General features: G+C 65.3%; 26 protein-coding genes. 7 read left to right on the top strand and 19 right to left on the bottom strand.

Annotated features, from left to right (window positions below):
* Window positions 1–23: 23 nt before the first annotated feature.
* Entirely contained in the window at window positions 24–926 is a 903-nt protein-coding gene (locus tag AC1DHL_RS09900; RefSeq protein ID WP_478161878.1) for a polysaccharide deacetylase family protein, read from the top strand.
* Between the two features lie 357 nt (window positions 927–1,283).
* Complete coding sequence (locus tag AC1DHL_RS09895) at window positions 1,284–1,511, top strand: hypothetical protein (RefSeq protein WP_478161877.1); 228 nt, start codon at window positions 1,284–1,286, stop codon at window positions 1,509–1,511.
* A 13-nt stretch (window positions 1,512–1,524) separates the two neighbouring features.
* On the opposite strand, the gene AC1DHL_RS09890 is transcribed toward AC1DHL_RS09895, so the two are convergent.
* The 4 genes from AC1DHL_RS09890 to AC1DHL_RS09875 are packed head-to-tail and all read right to left on the bottom strand — an operon-like array spanning window position 1,525 to window position 6,738.
* Window positions 1,525–1,962 carry a CBS domain-containing protein gene (locus tag AC1DHL_RS09890; protein ID WP_478102704.1) on the bottom strand — a complete coding sequence of 146 codons (438 nt, stop codon included), beginning with the start codon at window positions 1,960–1,962 and terminating at the stop codon, window positions 1,525–1,527.
* 47 nt (window positions 1,963–2,009) lie between these two features.
* Window positions 2,010–3,065 (bottom strand): 2-oxoacid:ferredoxin oxidoreductase subunit beta, encoded by a 1,056-nt coding sequence (locus tag AC1DHL_RS09885; protein WP_478102702.1) that lies wholly within the window; start codon window positions 3,063–3,065, stop codon window positions 2,010–2,012.
* On the bottom strand, window positions 3,062–4,909 hold the full coding sequence (locus AC1DHL_RS09880) for a 2-oxoacid:acceptor oxidoreductase subunit alpha (RefSeq protein ID WP_478161876.1): 1,848 nt from the start codon (window positions 4,907–4,909) through the stop codon (window positions 3,062–3,064). The genes AC1DHL_RS09885 and AC1DHL_RS09880 overlap by 4 nt, the downstream gene beginning before the upstream one ends.
* Entirely contained in the window at window positions 4,906–6,738 is a 1,833-nt protein-coding gene (locus AC1DHL_RS09875; protein WP_478102698.1) for an FAD-dependent oxidoreductase, read from the bottom strand. Before AC1DHL_RS09875 ends, AC1DHL_RS09880 begins: the two co-directional genes overlap by 4 nt.
* Window positions 6,739–6,912: 174 nt before the next feature.
* Between AC1DHL_RS09875 and AC1DHL_RS09870 the strand changes: the two genes are divergently transcribed.
* The gene (locus AC1DHL_RS09870) at window positions 6,913–7,125 is read left to right on the top strand and encodes a hypothetical protein (RefSeq protein ID WP_478161875.1); all 213 of its coding nucleotides are present in this window, start codon (window positions 6,913–6,915) and stop codon (window positions 7,123–7,125) included.
* A 13-nt stretch (window positions 7,126–7,138) separates the two neighbouring features.
* Here AC1DHL_RS09870 and AC1DHL_RS09865 read toward each other — a convergent pair whose 3' ends face one another.
* The 8 genes from AC1DHL_RS09865 to AC1DHL_RS09830 are packed head-to-tail and all read right to left on the bottom strand — an operon-like array spanning window position 7,139 to window position 12,947.
* Window positions 7,139–7,681 (bottom strand): methylated-DNA--[protein]-cysteine S-methyltransferase, encoded by a 543-nt coding sequence (locus AC1DHL_RS09865; protein ID WP_478161874.1) that lies wholly within the window; start codon window positions 7,679–7,681, stop codon window positions 7,139–7,141.
* A 16-nt stretch (window positions 7,682–7,697) separates the two neighbouring features.
* On the bottom strand, window positions 7,698–8,339 hold the full coding sequence (locus AC1DHL_RS09860; RefSeq protein ID WP_478161873.1) for a PqiC family protein: 642 nt from the start codon (window positions 8,337–8,339) through the stop codon (window positions 7,698–7,700).
* Window positions 8,336–9,970: a PqiB family protein gene (locus AC1DHL_RS09855; RefSeq protein WP_478161872.1), complete on the bottom strand. Its 1,635-nt coding sequence runs from the start codon at window positions 9,968–9,970 to the stop codon at window positions 8,336–8,338. The genes AC1DHL_RS09860 and AC1DHL_RS09855 overlap by 4 nt, the downstream gene beginning before the upstream one ends.
* Entirely contained in the window at window positions 9,967–10,647 is a 681-nt protein-coding gene (locus AC1DHL_RS09850) for a paraquat-inducible protein A (RefSeq protein ID WP_478161871.1), read from the bottom strand. The genes AC1DHL_RS09855 and AC1DHL_RS09850 overlap by 4 nt, the downstream gene beginning before the upstream one ends.
* A complete protein-coding gene (locus tag AC1DHL_RS09845) occupies window positions 10,644–11,267 on the bottom strand; it encodes a paraquat-inducible protein A (protein ID WP_478102689.1) in 624 nt (207 codons plus the stop codon). Before AC1DHL_RS09845 ends, AC1DHL_RS09850 begins: the two co-directional genes overlap by 4 nt.
* Window positions 11,264–12,184, bottom strand: a complete 921-nt coding sequence (locus tag AC1DHL_RS09840) for a LysR substrate-binding domain-containing protein (RefSeq protein WP_478161870.1) — start codon at window positions 12,182–12,184, stop codon at window positions 11,264–11,266. The genes AC1DHL_RS09845 and AC1DHL_RS09840 overlap by 4 nt, the downstream gene beginning before the upstream one ends.
* Before the next feature lie 18 nt (window positions 12,185–12,202).
* Window positions 12,203–12,697 carry a type II toxin-antitoxin system VapC family toxin gene (locus AC1DHL_RS09835; protein ID WP_478161869.1) on the bottom strand — a complete coding sequence of 165 codons (495 nt, stop codon included), beginning with the start codon at window positions 12,695–12,697 and terminating at the stop codon, window positions 12,203–12,205.
* 1 nt (window position 12,698) lies between these two features.
* The gene (locus AC1DHL_RS09830) at window positions 12,699–12,947 is read right to left on the bottom strand and encodes a type II toxin-antitoxin system Phd/YefM family antitoxin (protein WP_478161868.1); all 249 of its coding nucleotides are present in this window, start codon (window positions 12,945–12,947) and stop codon (window positions 12,699–12,701) included.
* Window positions 12,948–13,117: 170 nt separating this feature from the next.
* Here AC1DHL_RS09830 and AC1DHL_RS09825 point away from each other — a divergent pair, with 170 nt between their 5' ends.
* Window positions 13,118–14,299, top strand: a complete 1,182-nt coding sequence (locus AC1DHL_RS09825) for an MFS transporter (RefSeq protein WP_478161867.1) — start codon at window positions 13,118–13,120, stop codon at window positions 14,297–14,299.
* 48 nt (window positions 14,300–14,347) lie between these two features.
* Window positions 14,348–15,400, top strand: a complete 1,053-nt coding sequence (locus AC1DHL_RS09820) for an aldo/keto reductase (protein ID WP_478161866.1) — start codon at window positions 14,348–14,350, stop codon at window positions 15,398–15,400.
* 33 nt (window positions 15,401–15,433) lie between these two features.
* On the opposite strand, the gene AC1DHL_RS09815 is transcribed toward AC1DHL_RS09820, so the two are convergent.
* From AC1DHL_RS09815 to AC1DHL_RS09785, 7 genes are all read right to left on the bottom strand, one after another.
* Entirely contained in the window at window positions 15,434–16,348 is a 915-nt protein-coding gene (locus AC1DHL_RS09815) for a 2OG-Fe(II) oxygenase (RefSeq protein WP_478161865.1), read from the bottom strand.
* A complete protein-coding gene (locus AC1DHL_RS09810; protein WP_478161864.1) occupies window positions 16,341–16,958 on the bottom strand; it encodes a hypothetical protein in 618 nt (205 codons plus the stop codon). The genes AC1DHL_RS09815 and AC1DHL_RS09810 overlap by 8 nt, the downstream gene beginning before the upstream one ends.
* 11 nt (window positions 16,959–16,969) lie before the next feature.
* On the bottom strand, window positions 16,970–18,421 hold the full coding sequence (locus AC1DHL_RS09805; protein ID WP_478102675.1) for a cytochrome-c peroxidase: 1,452 nt from the start codon (window positions 18,419–18,421) through the stop codon (window positions 16,970–16,972).
* A complete protein-coding gene (locus tag AC1DHL_RS09800) occupies window positions 18,418–20,727 on the bottom strand; it encodes a phosphoesterase (RefSeq protein WP_478161937.1) in 2,310 nt (769 codons plus the stop codon). The genes AC1DHL_RS09805 and AC1DHL_RS09800 overlap by 4 nt, the downstream gene beginning before the upstream one ends.
* A 265-nt stretch (window positions 20,728–20,992) precedes the next feature.
* On the bottom strand, window positions 20,993–21,352 hold the full coding sequence (locus AC1DHL_RS09795; protein WP_478102673.1) for a DUF1428 domain-containing protein: 360 nt from the start codon (window positions 21,350–21,352) through the stop codon (window positions 20,993–20,995).
* 252 nt (window positions 21,353–21,604) lie between these two features.
* The gene (locus tag AC1DHL_RS09790; protein ID WP_478161936.1) at window positions 21,605–22,006 is read right to left on the bottom strand and encodes a cupin domain-containing protein; all 402 of its coding nucleotides are present in this window, start codon (window positions 22,004–22,006) and stop codon (window positions 21,605–21,607) included.
* A 120-nt stretch (window positions 22,007–22,126) separates the two neighbouring features.
* Complete coding sequence (locus AC1DHL_RS09785; RefSeq protein WP_478161863.1) at window positions 22,127–22,882, bottom strand: SDR family oxidoreductase; 756 nt, start codon at window positions 22,880–22,882, stop codon at window positions 22,127–22,129.
* Between the two features lie 204 nt (window positions 22,883–23,086).
* On the opposite strand from AC1DHL_RS09785, the gene AC1DHL_RS09780 reads away from it, so the two are divergent.
* Window positions 23,087–24,682 (top strand): winged helix-turn-helix domain-containing protein, encoded by a 1,596-nt coding sequence (locus AC1DHL_RS09780; RefSeq protein WP_478161862.1) that lies wholly within the window; start codon window positions 23,087–23,089, stop codon window positions 24,680–24,682.
* 352 nt (window positions 24,683–25,034) lie between these two features.
* Entirely contained in the window at window positions 25,035–25,664 is a 630-nt protein-coding gene (locus AC1DHL_RS09775; RefSeq protein ID WP_478161861.1) for a redoxin domain-containing protein, read from the top strand.
* Window positions 25,665–25,699: the final 35 nt, after the last annotated feature.

Raw genomic sequence — 25,699 nt, 5'->3', positions numbered from 1 at the left:
CGAGAGTTTGGCAAGGAGACAGCATGCAGAACGCCGCAACGCCGCGCGATTTCTCAGGCTATCGCTGGAATCCACCAGCAATGCGGTGGCCTGGCGACACCGGCTTAGCCGTGTCGTTCGTGCTCAACGTGGAGGAAGGCGCCGAGTTCGCGCTGAGTGCGGGTGACCCGCGCAACGAGGGCCGGCACGAGATCACCCATGAGGTGGTCGGCGCCCCCGACCTCTGCATGGAAAGCCACTTCGAATACGGCGCCCGCGTAGGCTACTGGCGCATCACGCGGCTGTTGGTGAAGGCTGGCGTCCCGCTGACGCTGAGCGCCTGCGGGCGCGCGCTCGAAGCGACGCCATGGATCGCCACAGACGCCACGCAGCAAGGCTTCGAGATCTGCTGCCACGGCTGGCGCTGGGAGTCGCACGCCCTCCTTCCCGAGAACGAGGAGCGAGCCCGCATCGCACGCACCGTGGAGACCATCCGCCGCCTGCACGGGCGCGCGCCGGTGGGATGGCACACCCGGTCTTCAGCTTCGGTCAACACGCGCCGGCTGCTCGTCGAGCATGGCGGATTCCTCTACGACAGCGACGCCTACAACGACGACCTGCCCTACTACCTGACGGTGGCGGGCCGCGCGCACCTGGTGCTGCCCTATGCCTTCGACACCAACGACCTGCGCTTTTTCGAACCCGGCGGCTTCACGCGCAGCGAGGACTTCGCGGACTATGTGATCGATGCCTTCGAATGCCTGCTGCGCGAATCGGGCCACGCGCCGCGAATGATGTCGATCGGCCTGCACACGCGCATCATCGGCCGCCCGGCCCGCTTCGTCGGACTGGAACGGCTGGTCGCGCACGTCAAGAGCCGCCAGGGCGTGTGGTGCGCCACGCGCGAGCAGATCGCGCGCCACTGGTTCGCGCATGTCCCCGCCTAAAGGTGACCTGCGGATCGCCAGCGTTTGCAAGCGACGCCTTCTCCGTGCCTACAGCCGTTGTGGTCAAGTTCGAGGGCTTCGGCAGGAAATCAGGGTTTACCCCAAACTCACTTCATCGTGACCAATGAAGTGCCCTCATGCTGATTCTCTTGATCGTTCTCGGCGCAGCCGGCGCCCTTGTTTTCCACGGCGTCAAGACGTCCAAGGTCGTCGAAGAAGACTGACCGACCCGGTTCTCCCTCCTCCGTCTCTCTTGGGACGGAATTCAGGCCTCGTACAGCAATGCACGAGGCCTTCTTGTTTTTGGAGCGCCTCAGCGGACAATGCTCGCTCCCTGTCACCCCGTGAAAGTCCGATTTGGCATCCCCGTCCCCCTGGCCCGGCAAGATCGTCGCGCTCCTCCGTGCCGGCAATCCGACGGGCGCCATCGCCCAGATCAAGGTCGCCCCTGGCGTGCGTGAACTGCGCGCGCTGCAGAAAGCGCTCGACACTGCCCAACTGACAGGGCGATGGAGCGACGTCGACGTCGCCATCACCGAAAGCCTGCAGGCACTCTCCGCGCCAAGGCTGCACCGATCGCCGTAGTCCGAGCGCTGGCTTACCCCAGGACGTCGTTCACCTGCTCGTTGAATTCGGTCTGGCTGAGCGCCGCGCCCAGCTCCCGCGGGAGGGCATCGCGCACCGAGAACACGCCGAGGATCCTCTTCCCCGCCACCAGCGGCAGATGGCGGAAGCCCCGTTCGAGCATCGTCACGATGGCATCGGACACCAGTGTTTCCGGCGGGACACAAATTGGATTGGGTGTCATGACCTCGCGTGTCGGCGTTCGGTCGGGATCGAGCCCCCGGGCGAGCACCCGGGTCATCAAATCGCGCTCGGTCAGGATGCCCAGCAGGATGTCGGGCGGCTCCATGATGAGCACGCTGCCGCAGTGGGCCCGCGTCATCACGCAGGCGGCATCGCGCACGCTGGCGTGCGGCCCCAGGCTGATCACATGCTTGCGCGAGATGGACTGGAAGACAGTGCGTTCGTCCATGGTGTTCCCTCCAACAGCCGAAGCGCTATGGTGCGACGTGCCTTCAGTCAGCGCAAGGAGGCGTTCAACCGCTGCAGCGCCTGGGCACCGGGGCAAAGCTCCCGCGGGCCCAGCGTATTGAGCGGCCGGGCGCTGGTGTTGAGCGCCGTGTGCAAGTCGGTGGCCAGCGGATCGACGTAGAGCAGCCCCGTCACGACCTCGCCCATCTCATGGTGTCGCTGCATGTAGGCCATGGCAGCGTGGCGATCGCCGGGGTTGTAGCCCTGATGCAGGCTGCGCAACCTCAGCAGCGTGCCGTCGTGCTGGCGGACGTCCATCACCTCGCCGGCCGACATGTCGACCGTGATTTCGTCGCGCTCGCTGATGAAATCGATGCGACTTACGGCTTCGTTATGTTCGCGCACGTAGTCGTAACTCTTCGTACTGCCCGGATGGTTGTTGAAGGCGACGCAGGGACTGATCACGTCGATGAAGGCCGCGCCCCCGTGGCTGATCGCCCCCTTGATCAAGGGCACCAGCTGCGCCTTGTTGCCCGAAAAGCCGCGCCCCACGTAGGTGGCGCCCAATTGCAGCGCCATCGCGACGAGATCGACCGGGCTGTCGGTGTTGATCACGCCCTTCTTGCTCTTCGAGCCCTCGTCGGCCGTGGCCGAGAACTGGCCCTTGGTCAGCCCGTAGACGCCGTTGTTCTCCACGATGTAGGCCATCCGCACGCCGCGCCGCATCGCATGGGCGAACTGGCCCAGGCCGATGGACGCCGAATCGCCGTCGCCGGAAACACCCAGGTAGAGCAGATCACAGTTCGCGAGGTTCGCGCCGGTCAGCACACTGGGCATGCGGCCATGCACCGTGTTGAAGCCATGCGACGCACCCAGAAAATAGTCCGGCGTCTTGGAACTGCAACCGATGCCCGAGAGCTTTGCCACCCGGTGCGGCTCGATGTCCAACTCCCAGCAGGCCTCGATGATGGCGGCCGAAATCGAGTCGTGCCCGCAACCGGCGCACAGCGTGGAAATCTTGCCCTCGTAGTCGCGCCGCGTGTAGCCGACCTTGTTTTCAGCCAAGGTCGGGTGGCGCAGGCGGGGCTTGGCCAGATACGTCATGCAGTCTCCTTCTTGTCGGTGGCGGCTTGCGTTTGCTTGTGCACGTGCACGTCGATCGCCTCGATGACGAAACGCGCGGTGATGGGCGTGCCGTCGAAATGCAGCACGCGGACCAGCCTGCGCGGATCGACATCCAGTTCGTTGATCAGCAGGCTGCGCATCTGGCCGTCGCGGTTTTGCTCGACCACGTACACATAGTCATGGTCCGCAAGAAACTGCGGCACGCTCTCCGGAAAGGGAAAGGCCCGCAGCCGCATCGCGTCGAGGTGGATGCCGCGTTCTTCGAGCGACTCCAGCGCCTCGTTCATCGCCGGGCTGGTCGAACCGAAATAGATCACGCCGAGCGGGGTCTTCTGCGCGGCAGGACGCAGCACCGGCTGCGGCACCATCGTGGCGGCGGTCGCGAACTTCTTCAGCAGCCGCTCCATGTTGTAGACGTAGTCGGGCCCTCGCTCCGAATACCGGGCGTAGGCGTCGCGCGTCGTGCCTCGGGTGAAGAAGCTGCCCTTGGTGGGATGCGTGCCCGGCAGCGTGCGCCACGGAATGCCGTCGCCGTCGACATCCTTGTAGCGGCCGAAGTCCCTGCCCGCCTCCAGTTCGTCGGCGGTCATGACCTTGCCGCGGTCATAGACGCGGCTGTCGTCCCATGCGAAAGGCTTGCACAGTCGCTGGTTCATGCCGATGTCCAGGTCGGTCATCAGGAAAACGGGCGTCTGCAGGCGATCGGCCAAGTCCAGCGCCGCCGCCGCATGCTCGAAGCACTCGTGCGGATCTTCCGGGAACAACAACACGTGCTTGGTGTCGCCGTGCGATGCATAGGCGCACGAAAGGATGTCCGCCTGCTGCGTGCGCGTCGGCATCCCGGTGGAAGGCCCTCCGCGCTGCACGTTGATGAGCGTGACCGGAATCTCCGCAAAGTACGCCAGCCCGATGAACTCCGCCATCAGCGAAATGCCCGGACCCGAAGTCGCCGTGAAGGCGCGCGCCCCGTTCCACCCCGCCCCGACCACCATGCCGATGGAAGCCAACTCGTCTTCCGCCTGCACGATGGCAAAGCGGTGCTGGCCAGTGGCCGGATCGACACGGAATTTCGAGCAGTACTTCTGAAAGGCTTCGGCCACCGAAGACGATGGCGTGATCGGATACCACGCGGCCACGGTCGCGCCGCCATACACGCAGCCCAGCGCCGCGGCGCTGTTGCCGTCGACGAAGATCCGGTCGCCCACCCGATCGGCTCGCCGCACCCGCAAGCCCACCGTCTCGCGCAGATGCTCCCGTGCGAAGTCGCAGCCCAGGTGCAGCGCCTGCACGTTGGAGGCCAGCAGCTTTTCCTTGCCCTTGTACTGCTCGCCGAGCAGCTTCTCGACCACTTCGGGCTCGATGCCCAACAGGACGGCCAGGGCGCCCACATAGACGATGTTCTTGAACAACTGCCGCTGGCGCGGGTCGTGGTAGACCGCATTGCAGATCTCGGTCAGCGGCATGCCGATCACGCGAATGTCGTCGCGGAACCTGGACGGCGGCAGCACGCGCGTGCTGTCGTAGAACAGGTAGCCGCCGGACTCCAGTTCGGCCACGTCGGCATCCCACGTCTGCGGGTTCATCGCGACCATCATGTCGGTGCCGCCGCGCCGGCCCATGTGGCCTTGTTCGGTCACGCGCACCTCGTACCAGGTCGGCAGCCCCTGGATGTTGCTGGGAAAGATGTTGCGCGGACTCACCGGCACGCCCATGCGCAGGATGGCCTTGGCGAACAGTTCGTTGGCCGAGGCCGAGCCCGATCCGTTGACGTTGGCGAACTTGATGACGAAATCGTTGACTGCTTCGATCTGTTTCGTGCTCATGCCGGAACCCCCTGCTTCGGCGCGACCTGCGCATCGCGAGATTTCGGCCCGGCCGGCGTCATCTTCAGCAGGAACTTCTGCATGTCCCAGGCACCCGTGGGACATCGCTCCGCACACAAGCCGCAGTGCAGGCAGACATCCTCGTCCTTGACCATCACGCGACCCGTCTTCAGGCCGCCGGACACATAGAGGTCCTGCGCGAGGTTCAGCGCCGGTGCTTTCAACCGAGGCCGCAGGTCCGCTTCATCGCCGTTCTGGGTGAAGGTGATGCAATCCATCGGGCAGATGTCCACGCAAGCGTCGCATTCGATGCAGGCGACTTCGGTGAACACCGTCTGCACGTCGCAGTTCAGGCAGCGCTCGGCTTCCTTGAAGGCGGTGGCGGCGTCGAAGCCCAATTCAACCTCGACGCGTATGCTGGCCAGCGCGGCCTCCGCCTTGGCCCACGGCACGCGATAACGCAGGTCGTTCGAGGTGTTGTTGTCGTAGCTCCACTCGTGGATGCCCATCTTCTGCGACACGAGATTGGTCATGGGCGCAGGACGGACGCCGACCGCCTGGCCATGCAGCATCCGGTCGATCGACACCGCCGCCTCGTGCCCATGCGCCACGGCCGTGATGATGTTCTTGGGACCGAAAGCCGCATCGCCACCGAAGAAGACGCGCGGCACCGTCGACTGGAAGGTGTTGGCGTCCAGCACGGGCAGGCCCGATTTGTCGAAGGCGATACCGCAGTCGCGTTCGATCCAGGGGAAGGCGTTCTCCTGGCCCACTGCCACGAGCACTTCATCGCATTCGAAGAAGACCTCCGGCTCGCCCGTGGGTACGAGCGTGCGCCGGCCCTTGTCGTCGTAGGTGGCGCTGACAACCTCGAATCGCATGCCGGTCAGCTTGCCGTTCTCGTGGACGAAGGCCTTGGGCACGTGGAAGTTGATGATCGGAATGCCTTCGTGCTGGGCGTCTTCCTTTTCCCAGGGCGAGGCCTTCATCTCGTCGAAGCCGCTGCGCACGATGACCTTCACGTCGACGCCGCCGAGCCGGCGGGCCGACCGGCAGCAATCCATCGCCGTGTTGCCGCCGCCCAGCACGATCACGCGCCGGCCGATGTTCGTGACATGGCCGAAGGAGACTGAATTCAGCCAGTCGATACCGATATGAATGCTGGCCGCAGCCTCCTCCCGACCGGGAAGGTCGAGGTTGCGTCCGCGCGGCGCACCGCAACCGACGAAGATGGCATCCCAGCTCTGCGCCATCAGCGCCTTCATCGATTCGATGCTTTCACCACCCCGGAACTTCACGCCGAGGTCGAGGATATAACCTGTCTCCTCGTCGATCACCGATTCAGGGAGGCGAAATCGCGGGATCTGCGTGCGGATGAACCCGCCGGCCTTGGCATCGCCGTCGAACACCGTGACCTCATAGCCCAGCGGCGCCAGGTCGCGCGCGACAGTGAGCGAGGCGGGTCCCGCGCCCACGCAGGCGATGCGCATGCCGTTCGTCGGCTCGACCTTCGGCATGCGCGCGCGGACGTCTTCCTTCATGTCGGCGGCCACGCGTTTGAGCCTGCAGATCGCCACCGGCTCCGGGTCCTTGGCATTGCTCTCTTCCACGCGGCTGCGCCGGCAGGCCGGCTCACACGGCCGATCGCAGGTGCGCCCGAGGATGCCCGGGAAGACGTTGGAAACCCAATTGATCATGTAGGCATCGCCATAACGGCGCTGCGCGATCAGTCGGATGTATTCGGGGACGGGGGTGTGCGCCGGACAGGCGTACTGGCAATCGACGACCTTGTGGAAGTAAGTCGGATTGGCAATATCGGTTCGCTGCAATGCGGTCTCCTTGCTGCCGCCCGGCGCCCCGGGGGAAGGGCTGATGCGGGCTTTTGCGCCAGTATGCGCCGTGCCCGACGACAAGGGCTCTTGGTGAAACCCCGCAGCACCACATGCCGTCGCGCCCCCGATACACTGGATCGCTTCCACCCCGCACACCGAGGAGTCGATGCAATGGCCGCGAACGCTACCGTCACTGGTGAAGTCGAGTACCGGGCCGGCGATGGCCCCTTGATCCTGATTCCCAAGGGGCCGATCGAAGTGAATCTTTCGTTTGACAGCGCGGTGCTCAGTTGGGGAGACGACGGCAAGACGCAGATCACGGCGATTCCCATTGGCGAGTACGAGCGCTATGTTCAGGAGGGCAAGATCGAGCCCCACCCCTAGCGGATCAGGGAAATCAGAACAACGGCGCCGTGTCGCTTTCCGGGCGCGCGCCTTCGATCGCAAGCATTCGCAGCTTCGACGCGGCGCCACCGTGCGCCGAGAAACCGCCCCATTTGCCGCCGGCCGCGAGCACGCGGTGGCAGGGCACCACCGGCGCGAACGGGTTCAATCCGAGCGCTTGTCCTACAGAGCGCGCGAGTCCCTTGTCCCCGAGTTCTTCCGCAATATCGCCGTAGGTGCGCGTGCGGCCGGGCGGAATGCGGCGCGCGATGGCATACACGCGCTGATGGAATTCGCTGACGCCGTCGAAGTCCAGTTCGATCTCGGCCAGATCGCGCGGCTCGCCGTCGAGCAAGGCATGAATGGCCGCGGTGGCACGATGCACCTCCGGCGGCGGCTCGATCTCTCGCAACGACGGAAAGCGCCGGACCATGCGGGAACGCGTGGCACCCTCTTCCGCTTCAGGCAGTTGCACGCCGACGATGCCTCGCGGGCCCCAAGCGATACCGCACGCGCCGATTGCGGTCGGAAAAAGCGCGAATCCCTCAGGGTTCATGCCCGCCGCCAAAGCATCAGACCGCCGCGCAGGCCGGCACCTGGTTGGCCTTGATCGCCGAAACACTGCTGGCAATTGCATCCGCCAGTTTGGAGGTGACGCGCTGCGCACCCTGCGCCAACGCGTCGAAACCGCTGCCGACCGGCTCCGAGACCGACAGCTGACACCCGGTCGCGGGGCCTTCGTCGGTGCGGCGAACGGTCCATGTAAAGCTGGCGTCGACCCGGTTGCCCTCCACGGCGTCGAACTTGCCCAACTGCACGGCAATGCGTGTCGCCGGCTGGCCGCGTTGACGCCCGGTCTTGGTCACGTCGACCGCGCCGAGGCGGCTCGCGATGCTGCTGCCCAGCGCATCGCGCAGTTCGTTCTCGAAAGAGGACGACCACCGATGGTCTTCAAGAATGTCGACCGCCGGGCTGTCCGGCGCGCCCTTCTTCCGCACGACCATTTGCGGCCGGGCGAAGCGCTCCGGCATGGCGATGGGCGCGAGCTCGATATAAGCCGGGGCCGCAGCGCTTGCCGCGGGCGCGTGTGCCGGTGCCGATGTCTCGGCGAGGCTGTAGTACTGAGGGCCGCCGGCGCTGCCGCAGCCGGTCATCAGGAGCGCCGCGCCAAAGGCCGAGGCCACGGCCGCGAGGCGGAGTTTCGTCGTTCTCATTTCTGCTTGTCCTCCGGCTTGCCGCGGATCAGTGATTCGGGATGGCGCTCCAGGTAGTCGGTCAGCACACGCAGGGAGCCTGCGGCGCGCGTGACTTCCTGCAGCGTCTGGCGCAGGTCCTGCTGCAGCGGCGAGTCGTCGGAGATCGTCTTTTCCGCTGCGTTGAGCGTCCGGCGCACGTCCCGCATGGCAGCAATCATCTCGGGTGACACGTCGTTGTTGAGGCTCTTCGCCAGTTGCTCCGCGCTGCCGAGCGTCTTGTTCAGCGAACCCAGCGTCTTGCGCAAATCGTTGCTGATCTCGTCGAACGGCACCTTGTTGATCTTGCGCATGATGTCCGCCACCTGCGACTGGAGCTCGTCCAGGCTGTTCGGGACGGTCGGGAACTCCGTCGGCGACTGGGTGGGATCGAACTTGACCTTCGGCGCTTCGGGGAAGAAGTCCATCGCGACATACACCTGCCCGGTCAGCAGGCTGCCGGTGCGCAACTGCGCGCGCAGTCCCTTGCCGACCAGGAAGTTCCAGCGCTCATCTTGCGTTGCCTTGGCAAAGCGCGACTGCCCCGATGGATCGGCCGGCGCGCCGACTGCCCTGCGCCGCAGCCGTTCGGGATAGATCTGCACCACCACGGGCATCCTGAAAGTGCGCTCGCCCAGATCGAACTCGACGCCGATCGACTTGACCTCGCCGATGACCACGCCGCGGAAATCGACCGGCGCACCCGGCGACAGCCCGCGCAGCGACTGGTTGAAGTACAGCAACAAGGTCTGCGACGGGCCGTCCGGCTCCTTCATCGCAGTGGCTTCGTCGCCGGCGAGCGTGAATTCGGTGTTCTCCTGCGCCACGGGTCCGCTCACGTCCTCGGGCGATTGGAAGGCAATGCCGCCCAGCAACACGGTGACCAGCGACTGTGTGCGCACCTTCAGACCCGCCGCGCTCAATTCGACGTCGAAACCACTGGCGTGCCAGAACCGCGTGTTGACGCCCACGAACTTGTCGTACGGCGCATTGACGAAGATCCGCAGCGTGACGCCGCGCCCGTCGCCGTCGAGTTCGAAGGCCGCGACCTGCCCCACCTTGACGCGCCGGAAATACACCGGCGAGCCGATGTCGAGCGAGCCGACGTCGCGCGCGTGCAGGAGGAACTGCCGCCCCGACGCATCGCGCGTCACGATGGGCGGCACCTCCAGCCCGGTGAACTCGCCGGCTGTCTCTTCCGACGTTCCGGCATCGGCGCCGATGTAAGCACCCGACAGCAGCGTCCCGAGCCCCGAGATGCCCGATGTGTCGAGCCGTGGCCGCACCACCCAGAAGCGCGTGTCCTTGGCCGTGAAGCCCGACGCCTCTTTCTTGAGCTGGACCAGCACGCGCACGTGGGAGCGGTCATGTGCCAGCCGAATGCTCTCCACCGTGCCGATCTGCACATCCTTGTACTTGACAGCCGTCTTGCCGGCTTCCAGGCCCTCGGCGGTCCGGAAGGTGAGCACGATCTCGGGGCCGCGCTCCATCAGGATGCGCGCGACCAGCGTGATGCCCACCAGTGCGGCCACGATCGGGATCAGCCAGATCATGGACGGCAGCCAGTTGCGCCGTTTCGCGACCTCTGGAGGGGCGAGCGGGGGTGTCGTCATAGGGTTCCTTCACTTGTCTTCATCTCGTCATCCGGCAACGCCTCGGGCTCGCGTTCTTTTCGCACGTCCCAGGTCAGGCGCGGATCGAAGCTGATCGACGCCAGCATGGTCAGCACCACCACCGCGCCGAAGGCGGCGATGCCGAAGCCGGCGGTGATCTCGGCGAACCCGTGGATGCGGACCAGGCCAGCCAGCAGCGACACCACGAACACGTCGAGCATCGACCAACGCCCGATCAATTCGAGGACACGGTAGAGCTTGGCCCGCTCCTGTTGCCGCCAGTCGCTGCCGCGCTGGGCCATGACGTTCAGCAGCGTCAACGCCGTCAGCTTGAACAGCGGCACGAGAAAGCTCGCGATGAAGATCAGTGCCGCCAGACCGTACGCGCCGGAAACCCAGAAATAGATCACCCCGCTGAGGATGGTGTCCTGCTGGGTGCCGAACAGGCTCTTGGTGATCATCACCGGCAACAGATTGGCCGGCAGATAGAGGATGGAGGCCGCGATCAGGAGCGCCCACGTACGGTTGATGCTGTCGGGCTTGCGGGTGTGCAGGCGCGTATGGCAGCGTTCGCAGGGTTCGCCCTCTTCTGCGCCTTCCCAGACCGCGCCGCAGTGATGGCAGCTCATCAGCCCTTGCTGCGCAGCGGTCTTTACCGGAAGCAACGCTTCGCTCATTCGTCCTGCCCCGGACGCGGCTCGAAAGCCATTTCCCAGAAAGTCCGGGGGTTGAACGAAAGCACCGCGGTCAGCAGCACGGTGAGCGCCACGAAGCCCCACAGCGCCGGGCCCGGAATGACCTTGGCAAGGCTGCCCAGCTTGATGATGGCGACCAGGACACCGAGGAGGAACACCTCGATCATTCCCCACGGCCGCAGCGCCTGCAGCGCGTTCACCAGGATCTTGAAGCCGGTCGGCCGCCGCTCGTAGGCCATCGGCACGAGCAGATAGAACAGGATGCACAGCTGCAGCAGCGGAAAGAGGATGGTCGTCGCCAGCACCAGCAGCGCGACGGGCGACATGCCTTCGGTCGTCAACGCGATCACGGCGCCCGCCAGCGTCGTTTCGCTGGTCAGGCCCTGGACCTGGATCTCGACGATCGGAAACAGATTGGCGATCGCGAAGAGGATCAGGCAGGCGACCGTCAACGGCAGCACCCGCGAACTCTGGTCGCCGGCATGGCGGTCGAGCTCGGTGCCGCAGCGCGGGCAGCGCGAGACCTCGCGCGGGGCCAGGGGCACGCGCCGGTAAATGGCGTCGCAGCCTTCGCAGACGATGGCGTCGGGTACTTCTTTCATGGCTTCGGTCGCCCATTGTCCGCGACGTTGGCGACAAGAAAGTCGAGCAACGCGCGCACGCGTGCCGGAAGCCGGCCTGCCTTGCCGAGATAGACCGCATGGATCGGCGCGATGTCGCCCGGATTGAACTCCTCCATCACGGGCACCAGCCGGCCCGCGTCGATATCGGACTGGACGTGATAGAGCGACAGTCGGCCCAGGCCGACGCCTGCGATCAGCAGCGCGCGAAGCGTTTCGCCGTCACCGGCCCGCACATTGCCCGCAATAGGGATGTCGATCATCCGCCCGTCGACACGCAGGGGCCAGTCAGGGATGGTGCGCCGATAGCTGAAGCCGAGCCGGTTGTGCGCTTCCAACTCTTGCGGCGTGCGCGGCGTGCCATAGCGCTCCAGGTAGACGGGCGATGCGACGATGGCCTGCCGCGTGGCACCCAGCCGGCGCGCGACCAGGTCGGACGACGGCAATTCGCCCCAGCGGATCGCGACATCGGTGCGCTCGTCCATCAGGTCGACCACCCGGTCGGTGACCACGATGTCCAGCGTCACTTCCGGGTATTGCTCGAGAAAACGCGGCACGAGCGGAACCAGCACATGCTGGCCGAACGAAACGCTCGTGTTGATGCTGACCCGGCCGCGTGGCAGCGCGCCCGCCGCTGCGCAACGTTCGGCCTCGTCCATGTCGGCCAGCACGCGCACGCTGCGGTCGTAGAAGTTCCGGCCTTCGGGCGTCAGTTGCAGCTTGCGGGTCGAGCGGTGCACCAGTTGCGTTGCCAACCGCGCCTCCAACCGGCCGATCAGCTTGCTGACGGCGGACGGCGTCATGCCCAGCACGCGGGCCCCCGCCGAAAAGCTGCCGCGGTCCACGATCTGGACGAAGGCTTCCATTTCACCGGAACGATTCACCTCGATGCGGGGCATGTCGCGCTCGCCGTACTTCTAGGCCGCTTCGCCGAGGATCACGCGCAAATCGGCCAACCGGGAGAAATCGCGATCGTGCGTGACCAAGGCGACCGCACCGGTCTCCAGCGCGGTCGCCGCCTGCAACGCGTCGGGAAGCCGCAGCCCGGTACTTGCCCGGATGCGGGCGGCCGTCACCGCGATGTCCTGGGACACAGGCACCACATCAAAGCTGGACAAGGCCTTCTCATAGCGCTTGGCAAGAACATCCTGACGATGCTTGAAAGGACCGGCGAGAACTTCCGCTATCGCAATGGTCGAGATCGCGATCTGGATTACGCCCTGCGCCTGCAATTCGAACAGTCCCTCGAACACTGGCGCAAAGACAGGGTGGTCATCCAGGAGGTAGATGAGCGGGGCCGAGTCCACCACGACGAGGTCGCCGCCGCGCAAGCCGCCCCACAGAGAAGCCGTCGGCCCCGCCTTGCGCGAGCGGGTCTTGCGTGCTGGCTTTTTCGCGGGAACGCCGGCCATCTCAGTCCCATTCGTTGCGTGAGTTGGCAATCGACTGCGCGGGCGACTTGCCCCACAGCCCCTTGCCGCTGCCTCGCAAGCTCAGGAATTGCCGCCCCGATCGCGCCTTCAGAAGGACGTCCGACGAGACGATCGCGGCGTAGGGTTTGCCATGCCGCGTCAGCAAGCTCGGTTCTCCGGAGTGCGCGCGCAAGGCGAGCTCCGGTAGCGTGTTTCGGCCCTGTTCAAGGCCAACGATGCGCAAGGTCATGGTGATAAGTTCCGTACAGTCTGTACATTTTAGGTCGAGATCGAAATTCGTCCAGGCAGGGCCTGGGGTCTGGGGTCTGGGGAGCGATCTTTGTTGACTTGAATTCATCAATGCTTGTCAGCAAGCCGGTCTAATCAAAACGCAGCGGTGCCCGCACAGTACGGGACATCATGCCCATTGCCCTCCTCGCCCTTACCGCCGGTGCCTTCGGAATAGGCACCACCGAATTCGTCATCATGGGCCTGCTGATGCAGGTCTCGTCGGATCTTCACGTCTCCATCGCGGCCGCCGGCCTGCTGATTTCCGGCTACGCCATCGGCGTCGCGGTCGGCGCGCCGCTGCTGACCATCGCCACACGGCGCTTGCCTCGCAAGACGGTGCTGCTCGCGCTGATGGCGGTCTTCACGATCGGCAACATCGCCTGTGCGCTCGCGGCGAACTACGAGATGCTGATGGCCGCGCGCGTGATCACCTCGCTCGCGCACGGCACCTTCTTCGGCGTCGGCTCGGTCGTGGCCACCGGCCTCGTGCCGCCGGAGCGCCGCGCCTCGGCGATCTCGATCATGTTCACCGGCCTCACTGCCGCCACCCTTCTCGGCGTGCCGGCCGGCGCATGGCTGGGCCTGCATTTCGGCTGGCGCGCGACCTTCTGGGCCGTGGCGGTGATCGGCGTCGTCGCCTTCACCGTGCTCGCACTTTTCGTGCCGCGCGGCAAGCCCGACGCCGGAAACGCGAATGTGCGCGACGAAATCGCGGTGCTCGCCCGGCCGCAGGTGCTGCTGGGCCTCGCGACAACCGTGCTCGGCTTCGCTGGCCTGTTCCTGGTGTTCACGTACATCCAGCCGCTGCTGACGCAAGTCACGGGCGTCTCCGAGACGGCCGTGTCGCCGATCCTGCTGGTGTTCGGCGGCGGCCTGGCCATCGGCAACCTGCTTGGCGGCAAGCTTGCCGACCGTGCGCTCATGCCCGCACTGCTGGGCTCGCTGCTTGCGCTGGTCGTGGTGCTGGGGGCGATGCAACTGCTCATCCATACGCCTGTCACGGCCATCGCCTTCGTGCTGCTGCTCGGCATCGTGTCATTCGCAACGGTCGCGCCCCTGCAGATGCGCGTGCTGGAAAAGGCAGCCGGCGCGGGACAGAACCTCGCATCGAGCCTGAACATTGCCGCCTTCAACCTCGGCAATGCGCTCGGCGCGTGGGTGGGCGGCATGGTCATCGACCGCGGCCCCGGACTCGCCGCACTCGGCTGGGCTGCGGCGCTGCTCACGCTCGTGGGACTCGCCATCGCTTTCTGGAGCCGCGCGCTGGACCGCCGCGATGGGCTGCCTGCCTGCGCGGCTGTCGGCGCATAACCCGGCCTCCGTCACTCGACGCTTCTCTTCATCGAACAAGGAACCATCATGGAACAACGCTACCTCGGCAACTCCGGCTTCAAGGTGCCGGCTCTCGGATTCGGCACCGGCACCTTCGGCGGCTCGGGCCCGCTCTTTGGCGCGTGGGGCCGCACGGACGTGGCCGCCGCACGGCGCATCGTCGACATCTGCCTCGAAGCGGGCGTCAACCTCTTCGATGCTGCCGACGTGTATTCGAACGGCGCGGCCGAGTCGATCCTCGGTGCGGCGGTCGAGGGCCGGCGTGACAAGGTCATCATCTCGACCAAGCTCTCGCTGCGCTCGGGCGACGGACCGAACGACGTCGGCTCTTCGCGCCATCACATCGTCCAGGCCACGGACGCCGCCCTCAAGCGACTGGGCACGGACTACATCGACCTGCTGCAGATGCACGCCTTCGACGCGATGACGCCCGTCGAACAGGTGCTCGACACGCTCGACGACCTGGTGCGCGCGGGCAAGGTGCGCTACATCGGCGCGTCGAATTTCTCGGGCTGGCAGTTGATGAAGTCGCTCGCCGTATCCGAGCATCGCGGACTCTCGCGCTACGTCGCCAACCAGACCTACTACTCGCTGATCGGTCGCGACTACGAGTGGGAACTGATGCCGCTCGGCATCGACCAGGGCGTCGGCGCCATCGTCTGGAGCCCGCTCGGCTGGGGCCGGCTGACCGGAAAGATCCGCCGCGGCCAACCGCTGCCCGCCAGCAGCCGATTGCACGACACCGCCACCTTCGGCCCGCCGGTCGAGGACGAACGGCTCTATCGCTTGATCGATACGATGGATGGCGTGGCCGAAGAAACCGGCAAGACGATTCCGCAGATCGCGCTCAACTGGCTGCTGCGGCGACCGACCGTTGCCAGCGTGCTCATCGGCGCGCGCGATGAAGCACAGTTGAAGCAGAACCTCGGCGCGATCGGCTGGGAACTCACGACCGAGCAGGTCGCGCGTCTCGATGCGGCCAGCGCCGTGACGCCGCCCTATCCCTACTACCCGTACTGGAACGGCCAGTTCGCGGAGCGCAGTCCTGTCGCGGTGCCCCTGCCCGTGCAGGCGGCTTGAACAGGCGCGCTGCGACACGTCGAAGGCGCAAGCTCACATTCCTGCGAGGGGACGCGCGACCTCGCCGGCGGCCACGAAGCGACGCTGCCGCATCCACTTGGTCGCCACCCACTTCTCGCCGCGCAGCACAGGTGCCCCGGCGTGCAGCGAGGCGTGGTCAGTCTGGCCCAGGCCGTTGCAGTATTCGAAGTACACGGCGCTGCCGCGCTGCGGCGACACGGACCAGCCCAGTTCGGGAAACACCGTTTCGCCGCCCTCTTCCACATCGTTGAGGTAAGTCACCAACGTGCTCACGCGCTGGCCACTGCGCTCCAGCGAGGCCTGGTTGGCAGCGTTCGACGGCACCAGGAAGTCAAAGTGCGGCATGCTCTGGGTGCCTGCCGGGTAATAGAGGACCTGCAAGCCTTCGCCGTTTTCCACCGGCAGGTTCATCAGTTCGGACACACGCCGATCGAGCCTCGCGATGAAGGTGTTTTCCTGCAGCCGGAAGAACATCCCCAGGCTGCTGCGCTGCTCGCCCACACGATCGCGGCCCGACTGCGGATCGACCGTGGTCGACGGCGCAAGGCGCGGCCTGGCCAGCGCGATCAGTTCTTCGCATTCCTGCGCGCTGAACATGTCATTCAACACCGCCATGACAGGTTGCGCCACGCGAGCGGCCACGCGCACTACGCGGTCCGAGGTGCGAATCGACGTCCCCTGCGCGATACGGGCCGCTTCGTATCTGAAGGCGGCCGGCACCGTCACCGAATCGGTGGGCGGCGGGCTGCCGGTACGCAGCGCGCGCACGAAGGCATCGACGATGGTCGCAGCGGCCTCGGCCGGCATGTCCTGGGCTTGCATGGCCTCGACCACGCTCGCGGGCGTGCAGCCCTGGCGCAGGTTGTGCAGCACCCAGTCGCTCAGCGCGGGCGAGAAACGAAGCACCGCATCCGTCGAATCAGGCACTTTCTGCAACCCAACCTTGCTCAGTGTGTTTGAAGGACTGCTGGAGCTTCATGGTGCCGGCGCCACGCACCACGCGGTCGACCATCGGAAAAGCTTTCTGCACCTCGGCGTCGTGGGTCCAGGGTGCGGCATCGACCTTGTAGGTATAGGTGACCACCACCTCGGACGGGTCCTTGACGTCCTTCCGAGCTTCCCAGCCGACGATCTTGTCGAGGCTCAGGCGAGCCGCGCAGAAATCCGAGTGAGCGGCCTGGCCGGGAATTTCGTGCGCGATGAAGTACTTCTTGCCTTCGTCAGTCAGCACATAGCGCGTGACCGTCGTTGCCGGGGTCTCGCCGCTGGCCTCGACCTCCGCCGCGGCGGCGCTGACGAGGCCCGCGTGCTCGAGCACCGGCATCTGCACCGCGTTGCGCGCACGTGTACCGACTTCACGTGCCGGCACGTCGACGGGCCACCTGTCCTTGCCCAGGCACAGGTCGCCGCGCTTCGCCAGATATTCGTTCATGGCGGCTGTCAGCGCCTGCTCGTTGGCGTCGGATGGATGGTTGCATGCGCTCAGCAAGGCCAGCACGGCCGCTCCGAGCGGGGCGAGAAGAGTCTTGTTTTTCATGGAAGGAAGTTTCAATTGACGCAGCCGCCGGGTTTGGGCGGCGTCGCGGGTGTCGTGTCGGCGTCGCTGAGGACGTTCAGGAAGCAGATCAGGTCGGCAATGTCCTGCTCGGACATCGGCGGCGCGGAACCCGCGGCACGGCCGTCCATCGGCAACTGCGTGTCGATGTTGGACGCGTAAGCAGCAGGCAGGTCGTTGTACTTCTGCACATGGCCTCCCGTGTATTGCGTCGTGATCAGGCCGTAGGTCGGGAAGCCCGGATCGTTCGTCGCCTTGGGTTGGCCACCCACCGTGGGGTACCAGAGTTCGGGCTGCGTATCACGCGTGTTGTAGAAGCGGATGACCTGTTCCAGCGAATGCATCACGCCGTTGTGGAAGAAGGCCTTTCGCGTCGCCACGTTGCGCAGGGTCGGCGCCTTGAACATGCCGCAGAAGCTGTTCGCGGCATTCGGCGCGGCCGGCACGTGGTCAGTGCGCAGCGGGCCGCAGACGCCCATGTCGAAGTACTGCGGGTCGTTGTTGGCGGGGATGGCGGCGTTGCGCGGCACGCTGATCGCCTCGTACGAGAAATCGGTGAACAGCGCCGAGCTGCCGTTCAGCCCCGCGCCCTGGTAGTGGCACGACGCGCAGTTGCCGGTCGCCGGATTGGTGAAGACCTTCAGGCCGCGCGTTTCAGCCGGCGTGAGCGCACCACCGATCTTGTTGCCCGCGTAGAGGTCGAACTTGCTGCTGTACGGGTGAAAGCTCTTGTCCTCGATCTGGTAGGCCTGCAGCGCCCGCAAGGCGCTCGCAAAGGCCGCATCTGCGTTGTCGAACACCGTGGCTCCGAAGGCCTGCTTGACGAGCGGCGCGTAGTCGGCGGCCTGGAGCTTCTTCACCACTTCGGCGCTGCTGGCGTTGGCCATCTCGATCGGGTCGAGCAGCGGAATTCGGGCTTGTGCGGCCAGCGTTTCGGCGCGGCCGTCCCAGGTGAAGCCGCCGCCCGGTCCCGGCACACTGATGCCATCGGGATTGTCGAGCAGGTCCGCATACGGGGGGGTGACATCCTTGTATCGCAGCGAGGGCACGGCGCGCAGGCCCGCCTGGTCCAGGTGGACGCCACCCAACTGCACCGCGAGATCATTGGCCGGGGCGTGCGCATGCGCCGGGTCGTGGCAGCTGGCGCACGACATGGCACCGGAACCCGAGAGGCTTCTGTCGAAGAACATCTTCTGGCCCACCTGTGCCGCGAGACTCAGGGTGCTGGTGCTGGCTGGCGTGGCAATCGGCTGGGCCGTGGACGTGACGCCGCCAGACGTGGCGGCCGGAGTGGTCGGCGAGGTCAATGCCTGGCTGCTTCCCCCGCTCCCTCCTCCGCAGGCGTACATCACGACGGCCACGCCCACGGCGCACAGGACGGCTATCGCGAGCCGTCCCGTGCGCTTCGCCGCCGGCCCTTGCGGGCTCGAACGGCGACTCATCATTGCTTCAGCGACCAGACATTGACCTGGTTGGCATCCGGTCCCACCTGTGCTGTCGTCGACACGTCGCCCGACTGTTTCTGCGTGTAGCCCGCCGGCGCCATGAAGGCGTGATTGATCGGACGCACGCTATCGAAGTGGGTGTCGGCGCTCCCCGCGTACTCCGGCAGGTTCAGGATGTTGGCAGCGATGAAGGCTTCCGTGTACTTCGAGCGATTCATGTACGAAGCGTCCAGGGCCGGGTCTGCCAGTTGGAACATGTCCTGCAGCGTCCGCACGAACGAGAAGTGGCTGTAGGCGTCGCTGTCCGACACGCCCTTGGGCGCATCGGCCTGATTCGTCAGGATGCCGAAGATGCTTTCGCCGTGGCCGCGATTGCCCTTGGTGTAGTTGTTGATCGTGGCATCGACCGACCAGGTGCCGTCGGCGTTCTGCTTGATCGGATTGGCAACGCTGCTGTTCGACACGTTCCAGCCGCAGCAGGAGTTGAAGCCGCTGGTGGCGTTGCCTTCGTCGAACATCAGCACGATGGCCACCCGCTTTTGCGGGTTCTGCCACAGCGGCGATGCCTGGATGCGCTTGACGGTGTAGTCGACGTAGTTGTCGCCGCGCGTGATGATCGCGCCGCCGGTCGCGGTCGGCACGTTGTTCGCCACGCTGCTGCAGTCGCTCGCGGTTCCGGTTCCGCCAACACCCTTCACGCTGATGCCGTGCATGTCGTCGCACTGGTCGGGGACCAGGAAGTTCAGGTTGCCGACGTTGCCGCTGGCCAGGTCGGTGCCGAACTGGTCATAGTCGTAGCTCGCGGGAATGGCGTAGTCGGTGCTGTTCTTCAGCGCCGCGTCCCACTGACCGCCACCCATCGTGCGATTGCTGTACTTCCACTCAGGCGCGCTGCGCACGTTCTGGTAGGCCATGCCGGGGTGGTGCTTGGTCTTGTAGAGGCCGGCGGGCAGTGGCAACGTGAGTGCCGCACTGCCCACGGCCGCCGTGTTGCCGGCCATGGTGCCCGGCGCGTAGACGTTGTCCTGCGCGGTGACCGCGGCATCGGCGACGCTGTCGGTGCGGAAGTCCTGGCCCGGATTCATCGATTCGCTGTACGTGCGCCAGGTCAGGCCGGCATTCGTCATGGCATTGAAGAGGTTCGGCTTGCCGACGATGTTGTGGGCAACCGCCGCCGACTGTGTGCACGTGGCAGTGAATGGCGACTTGGCCAGGCCGGGCTGCGTGTTGTCGGGCACGGGCAGGTCCTGCACCGCATTGGCTCCGGTGGCGTCGCAGTTCCACTGGCTGTCGTCGGTGATGCCCCAGTCGTCCGCACCGCCCAGGGCCGTGTAGTTGGGTTCGCTCGGGTTGCCCGTGGCGTAGTAGCTCACGAGCTGGTTGCCGGCCTTCAGGTAACCGTTGATCTTGGGCGCATAGGCCGAGTTGACGATCGACAGCGTGGCCTTGTTCTCCAGCATCACGATGAAGATGTTGTCGTAGCGCGGAATTCCCTCGACATTGAAGGCGGCCTGTTGCGACTGAAGGAAGGTGATCGGCTTGCGGGTGTCCGTCGCGTTGGCGGTGGCGACGGTCACGCCCGCCATGCCGGCCAGGCGCGGATCGCCTCCGGGATTGGCCAAGGCATCGGGGTACAGGTCGCCGCGGTCGAGTTTCGTGGTGGCGTAGGCGAAGCGATTGTTCAGCGCATTGGCTTCGTTGAGCAAGGCGGTCTGCACCGTCGCGCTGGCTGCGCTTGCATCGGCGAGCACGGCATCGACCGACACGCCGAGGCGCGTGGCCAGATTCTGCTTCTCGACCGCATAGCTGGTGTTGTTGGCCTCGATCAGGCGCGCTACTTCAGAGGACAGCGGGCTCACGACGACGGATTTGCCCTGCTCGAGGACCTGGTCGAGCGAGACACGAAGCACTTCGCGCGAGGGCACGCTGGCGCCGGTCGCGGTGTTCTTCGCGCTGGTGCCAATGTCGGCGATGAGTGCCGAAGCGCTCGGCAGTGAAAGGCTGAACTTGCCGTTGGCATCGGTGACAGCGGTGGTTTCGCCGCTGTCACAGCGACCGTTGTTGTTGGCATCGACGCAGACGGTTGCGCCCGCGTAGTAGCCGGGCATGACCACAGGGTCGGTGGCGCTGCCGGGCTTGAACGCACTGGCGGCGAGCACGCCGCTGACAGTGGTGCCGCTGCCCCCGCTGCTGCCGCCCCCGGACTGGCTGGGCGCTGACTGGCCGCCTCCCGCTTGCCCAGTGAGGAAGCCGGCGTCGTTGCCGCTGCCGCCTCCGCATGCGGCGAGCAGCGACGCTGCGAGCACGGTCAAAGCAGGGCACACCAAGCCGGATCTGATTTTTTGAATGGCTTTCAATGTTGTCTTTCAGTCGTGGAGAAGGATGCGAAATTGGCGGCACGGAACCGAAGGCCCCGCTTCGCCGGGAGAACCAGCGAATCTAGAGACGGTTCGTGTCAACCAAATGGCACCAGACTTACAACTGAATTAGCAAAAACAACAGACTTGCACAACATTGACGGAGCGTGTAGCGAGTGCCCAACTCGCCACGGCCCCTGCAAAAGCGGCTTGATCAGGCGTCGACCAGCACCTCGAAGCCGCCCCAGAACATCCGCTTGCCGTCGAAAGGCAAACGCTTGGGGTCCATCATGTCGGCGAGGCGCGGGTCGCTCATGACCAAGGCGTTGACCTCGTCGCGGTGGTCGCGCGATTCGAAGACGACGTAGGAGAACACGACGACTTCATCGTCCTTCAATTGGACGCTCTGCGGGAAGGACGTGACTTCGCCGGACTTCACGTCATCGGCAATGCATTCACGGTATGCGAGGGCGCCGTGCTCGCGCCAGATCTTTCCCGCGCGCGTCGCCATTTCGCGGTACTGCTCGATGTTGCGCTTGGGAACGGGGAGAACGTATCCGTCGACGTAGGCCATGCAAGTGACTCCTTGAGACTGGACAGCCAACGGTAGCGAACTCCGGAAGCATCGCCAAGCACCCTTCGGCCGGTGCAGGCATTTGCCGAACTGAGCCAGAATCCGTGACCCGTTCTTCCCCGTCGCGATCCGCCGCCCAGTAGGTGTCGAGAAGACTGGTGAACGACGGACGCGGCGCCTCGGCATGACTTGCCTCCTGAAGCTTGCTTCTCACTTGGCGCTACGCCGCCTTGTCGTTTCGTCTGACCGGGTTCAATGCACGGGCGTCAGGATCGGAGCGCCCTTGTTCTTCACGAGGAACACCACAAACTTCGCCGGCTTGGTCGTGCTGGCATTGCGGCCGACGATGTGCACGTCGTTGGGCCCCTCGTAGAAGCTTTGCCCCTCATGCAGCGTCACGGGCTCGCTCCCCTTGAGCCGCATGACGATCGAGCCCTCCAGCACGTAGAGGAATGCATGCGCGTCGTGGCGATGGACCTCATCCGTGCTGCCAGGCGGATAGAGCACTTCCAGGACCAGGCCTTCCTTGCCCGGGAAGTCGGGCAGGTCCTTGAGCATCACTTCTTTGACCTCCGCATGAGGCGCCGCGTGCGAGCATGGGGTGTACAGCACGCCCAGCAGCAGCAGCGCGCAGGCGATGGCAAGAAACTTCATACCGGCTCCCCGTTCTTTGAACAGATCGGGCGACGGATGCATATCGCGGATGCGCTGGGTCATGGGGACCTCCTGGGCGAATGGACAGGACTGAACCTTGGTCATCGGTCCGACACCACCTCAGGTCGCTGCAGCCTTGGCAGCCAGCCAGTCCTCGAACCGGATCGCGCCTATGCGCGGATTCTCTCCCGGCGTGAGCGACCGATCGGAGAGGAGGCCGCCGAAGTAGCGTGCGTGGACGTCCGGCACGACCTTGCGCGGATCCTGCGTCAGCCGCAGGAAGCGCCTGACCAGTTCGTCCAGCGGCATGGCCTCCGGACCGGCGACTTCGACCGTGCCGCTGACCGGCGGAGCGACTGCGACCTCGGCGAGCGCCGCTGCCACGTCCGTCGACGCGATCGGCTGGATCAGCGCCGGCGACAGGCGGATCTCCTCGCCGACGGTGCCCGCCTGGGCAATGCCGCCGACGAACTCGAAGAACTGCGTCGCACGCAGGATCGTGTAGGGGATGGCAGACGCCTTGATGAGGCTTTCCTGCGCGACCTTCGCCCGGAAATAGCCGCAGTCGGGAAGCCGTTCGCTACCGACGATCGAGAGGGCCACATGGTGGCGCACGCCGGCAGCGGCTTCGGCGGCCAGCAGGTTGCGGCCCGACGTCTCGAAGAATTCGAGGACGGCCTGGTCTTCCCAGACCGGTGCGTTCGCCACATCGACGACGACCTCGGCGCCGTCGAGCGCTTTGGGCAGACCCTCGCGGGTGATGGTATTGACGCCCGTGTTGGGGGAGGCTGCGAGCACGTCGTGGCCGCGCTCGCGTAGATTCTTCACCACCTTCGTTCCGATGAGGCCGGTGCCTCCGATGACGACAATCTTCATGGCTTCTCTCCGCTTTCTTTCGACCGCAACCGTTGCCGTCGATGTGTGGAGATTGCCTGTGCGCTGCGCGGAAGTCCTTGCCCTCACCTTGAATTTCCCTTCAGAAGAGCTTGCTTGCTCGTCCAAGCGTTGCTGTACATTCAGACGGAAACAGTCGTCAGTTGCCCCGCCATGGAGCCGAGGCGTTCGGCCAGGGGAAGCCAAGTGCAGTTCTTGTTTGAAGACTACGTGCTCGACCCGGAACGTCGGGATCTTTCGCGTCGCGCGGAAGTCGTGTCGATCGGGCCGCAGGTCTTCGATTTGTTGCTACATCTCGTCAGGAACCGCAACCGCGTCGTCAGCAAGGACGACCTGCTGCAGGCGGTATGGAGCGGCCGAATTGTCTCGGAGTCGACGATCACCAGTCACATCAACGCGGTTCGCAGGGCTATTGGCGACACTGGCGAGGAGCAACGCCTAGTCCGGACGGTTGCCCGCAAGGGTTTCCGCTTCGTCGGCGAGGTCCAGGTCAGCGAGAACGGGGAAGCTCAGCTGCCCGGTGTTCCAGGGGTCGACGAAGACACCTCCAGCGAATCGAGGGAGCCACCGTCCGCGCTCGTCCTTCCGGACAAACCCTCCATTGCCGTCTTGCCCTTCAACAACCTGAGCGGTGATTCGGAGCAGGAATATTTCGCTGACGGCGTGGTGGAGGACATCATCGCCGCGCTGTCGCGCATGCGCTGGCTGTTCGTCATCGCGCGCAATTCGAGCTTCACCTACAAGGGCCGGGCGGTGGACGTGAGGGAGGTTGGCCGCGAGCTTGGCGTGCGCTACGTGCTGGAAGGCAGTGTGCGAAAGACCGGCAGCAAGGTGCGCATCACCGGGCAGCTCATTGACGTCACGACCGCTACGAATCTCTGGGCCGAGCGCTTCGAAGGCACGCTGGACGACATTTTCGAACTGCAGGACCAGATAGCGGAAAGCGTCGTCGGCGCGATTGCGCCGCAGCTCGAACAGGCGGAAATCGAGCGCGCCAAGCGCAAGCCGACGGAAAGCCTGGACGCCTACGACTATTACCTGCGCGGCATCGCGAAGCTGCACAGCGGAACTCGCGAATCAATCGAGGCGGCGCTGCCCTTGTTTTACAAGGCCATCGAGCTCGATCCGGATTTTGCATCGGCCTATGGCATGGCAGCCTGGTGCTATTTCTGGCGCAAGGTGAATGGCTGGATGACCGATCGGCCCAGGGAGATCGCCGAGGGTACCCGCTTGGCAAGGCGGGCTGTGGAGCTCGGCCGGGACGATGCTGTCGCGCTTACGAGAGGAGGCCATGCACTCGGGCATCTCGCCGGCGACCTCGATGGCGGTATCGCGCTGCTCGACAGGGCCGTGCTGCTCAACCCGAACCTCGCGCCCGCATGGTTCCTGGGCGGGTTCCTGCGCGCTCTCCACGGTGAAACAGACGCAGCGATTGAACATCTGGCGCGTGCCGTTCGCTTGAGCCCACTGGATCCGGAGATGTTCCGGATGCAGGCAGGAATGGCGTTGGCGCACTTCTTCGCAGGGCGCATCGATGCCGCTTCGGCTTGGGCCGAAAAGGCCGTCGGGAATCTACCGACTTTCCTCGCCGCGGTCGGCTTGGTGGCGGCGAGCCATGCACTCGCCGGACGAACGGACAAGGCGCAGCAGGCGATGCAGCGCCTGCGCACGCTCGATCCGTCACTGCGCGTCTCCAATCTCAAAGACTGGCTTCCGATCCATCGCCCGGAAGACCTGGCGCAGTTCGCGGACGGGCTGCGGCTGGCCGGATTGCCCGAGTGACTACGGCACGGTTGGCGCAGACACCCGTACCGCTCGAACTCGATCTGCTTACGGGACGTTTGTCGCGAGGTCGCAATAACGGGGCCGGATCATGACAGGCCGCGAGTTGAATAGCGCGCATGGCTTGACGCAACCCAGAGCTTCGTGGCTGGCGGCCCTTCGCTTGACTCGCCGTTCTGCATGAGAGCCGGCCTTCAGGCCTCGCTCAGCACGGACGGACGCGTGGAGTTGCTAATCCACCGCCGAGTTGACCGCAGCGAGCCCGGCAATCCGCATAGCCGACTTTCGCGAACTACAGCTTCGGCCAGAACCGGAAGTTCGGCACGACTCTCCAGTTTTCCCATGACAGGCCTTGCAGGCGCTCGCCTCAGATTCAGTCGATAAGGTGGCGATGTTCAGGCGTTCGACCTTGATCCTTATTGGCTTCTATCGGGGCCTGCATTGCCCGTTCTGCCGACGTCAGGTGCTGCAACTCGCCAGCGTAGAGCCGCCTTTGCGCGCCAATGGGGTAGAGACCCTCGCCGTGATCAACACGCAGCTGGACCGCGCCAGCCTTTACTTCCGGTACCGGCCGACGCCGGTCACGCTACTGTGCGACCCGGATTGCCTCACACACCAGGCCTTCGGCGTGCCGCACCTCGAGTTCCTGGCTCCTGGCGACGGTAGGCACCCCGAATGGCCCTATCGCGCAAGCATGGCGGAGTTCGCCGCGGCACGCATCAATCCCACCGGCGAACTGTCCGGACCGACGCAGCCCATGGAGGCCAACACCGCCCTTAACCACGAGGACGGGTTTGAACTAGACGAGCTCGACAGCGCTGTCTTCGCGAGCCACGGCACTCAGCTCGTCGGACACTTTCTGGTCGACGCGGCAGGCATCGTCCGATGGGTGCAAATCGAGGCGGTCGATGGACCGAACAGCCTCTCCATCTTCCCCAATGCGGCGCAGATCATTGCCGCCGCTGGCAGCCTTGGCCCTTGACCACCGATGTCGACCAGGACCGGGCCTTCGCGCCT

It is taken from the genome of Variovorax sp. 10L426, assembly GCF_056395305.1.
This window is presented reverse-complemented; position numbering and strand designations above follow the sequence as displayed.

Bases quoted from the DNA above. Each gene is read 5' to 3' on its own strand.
- AC1DHL_RS09890 (WP_478102704.1), bottom strand. From the start codon at position 1,962: ATGGACGAACGCACTGTCTTCCAGTCCATCTCGCGCAAGCATGTGATC.
- AC1DHL_RS09885 (WP_478102702.1), bottom strand. From the start codon at position 3,065: ATGACGTATCTGGCCAAGCCCCGCCTGCGCCACCCGACCTTGGCTGAA.
- AC1DHL_RS09820 (WP_478161866.1), top strand. From the start codon at position 14,348: ATGGAACAACGCTACCTCGGCAACTCCGGCTTCAAGGTGCCGGCTCTC.
- AC1DHL_RS09810 (WP_478161864.1), bottom strand. From the start codon at position 16,958: ATGAAAAACAAGACTCTTCTCGCCCCGCTCGGAGCGGCCGTGCTGGCC.
- AC1DHL_RS09870 (WP_478161875.1), top strand. From the start codon at position 6,913: ATGGCCGCGAACGCTACCGTCACTGGTGAAGTCGAGTACCGGGCCGGC.
- AC1DHL_RS09785 (WP_478161863.1), bottom strand. From the start codon at position 22,882: ATGAAGATTGTCGTCATCGGAGGCACCGGCCTCATCGGAACGAAGGTG.
- AC1DHL_RS09830 (WP_478161868.1), bottom strand. From the start codon at position 12,947: ATGACCTTGCGCATCGTTGGCCTTGAACAGGGCCGAAACACGCTACCG.
- AC1DHL_RS09805 (WP_478102675.1), bottom strand. From the start codon at position 18,421: ATGATGAGTCGCCGTTCGAGCCCGCAAGGGCCGGCGGCGAAGCGCACG.
- AC1DHL_RS09835 (WP_478161869.1), bottom strand. From the start codon at position 12,697: ATGGCCGGCGTTCCCGCGAAAAAGCCAGCACGCAAGACCCGCTCGCGC.
- AC1DHL_RS09850 (WP_478161871.1), bottom strand. From the start codon at position 10,647: ATGAGCGAAGCGTTGCTTCCGGTAAAGACCGCTGCGCAGCAAGGGCTG.
- AC1DHL_RS09865 (WP_478161874.1), bottom strand. From the start codon at position 7,681: ATGAACCCTGAGGGATTCGCGCTTTTTCCGACCGCAATCGGCGCGTGC.
- AC1DHL_RS09840 (WP_478161870.1), bottom strand. From the start codon at position 12,184: ATGCCCCGCATCGAGGTGAATCGTTCCGGTGAAATGGAAGCCTTCGTC.
- AC1DHL_RS09845 (WP_478102689.1), bottom strand. From the start codon at position 11,267: ATGAAAGAAGTACCCGACGCCATCGTCTGCGAAGGCTGCGACGCCATT.
- AC1DHL_RS09790 (WP_478161936.1), bottom strand. From the start codon at position 22,006: ATGAAGTTTCTTGCCATCGCCTGCGCGCTGCTGCTGCTGGGCGTGCTG.
- AC1DHL_RS09880 (WP_478161876.1), bottom strand. From the start codon at position 4,909: ATGAGCACGAAACAGATCGAAGCAGTCAACGATTTCGTCATCAAGTTC.
- AC1DHL_RS09825 (WP_478161867.1), top strand. From the start codon at position 13,118: ATGCCCATTGCCCTCCTCGCCCTTACCGCCGGTGCCTTCGGAATAGGC.
- AC1DHL_RS09900 (WP_478161878.1), top strand. From the start codon at position 24: ATGCAGAACGCCGCAACGCCGCGCGATTTCTCAGGCTATCGCTGGAAT.
- AC1DHL_RS09795 (WP_478102673.1), bottom strand. From the start codon at position 21,352: ATGGCCTACGTCGACGGATACGTTCTCCCCGTTCCCAAGCGCAACATC.
- AC1DHL_RS09855 (WP_478161872.1), bottom strand. From the start codon at position 9,970: ATGACGACACCCCCGCTCGCCCCTCCAGAGGTCGCGAAACGGCGCAAC.
- AC1DHL_RS09860 (WP_478161873.1), bottom strand. From the start codon at position 8,339: ATGAGAACGACGAAACTCCGCCTCGCGGCCGTGGCCTCGGCCTTTGGC.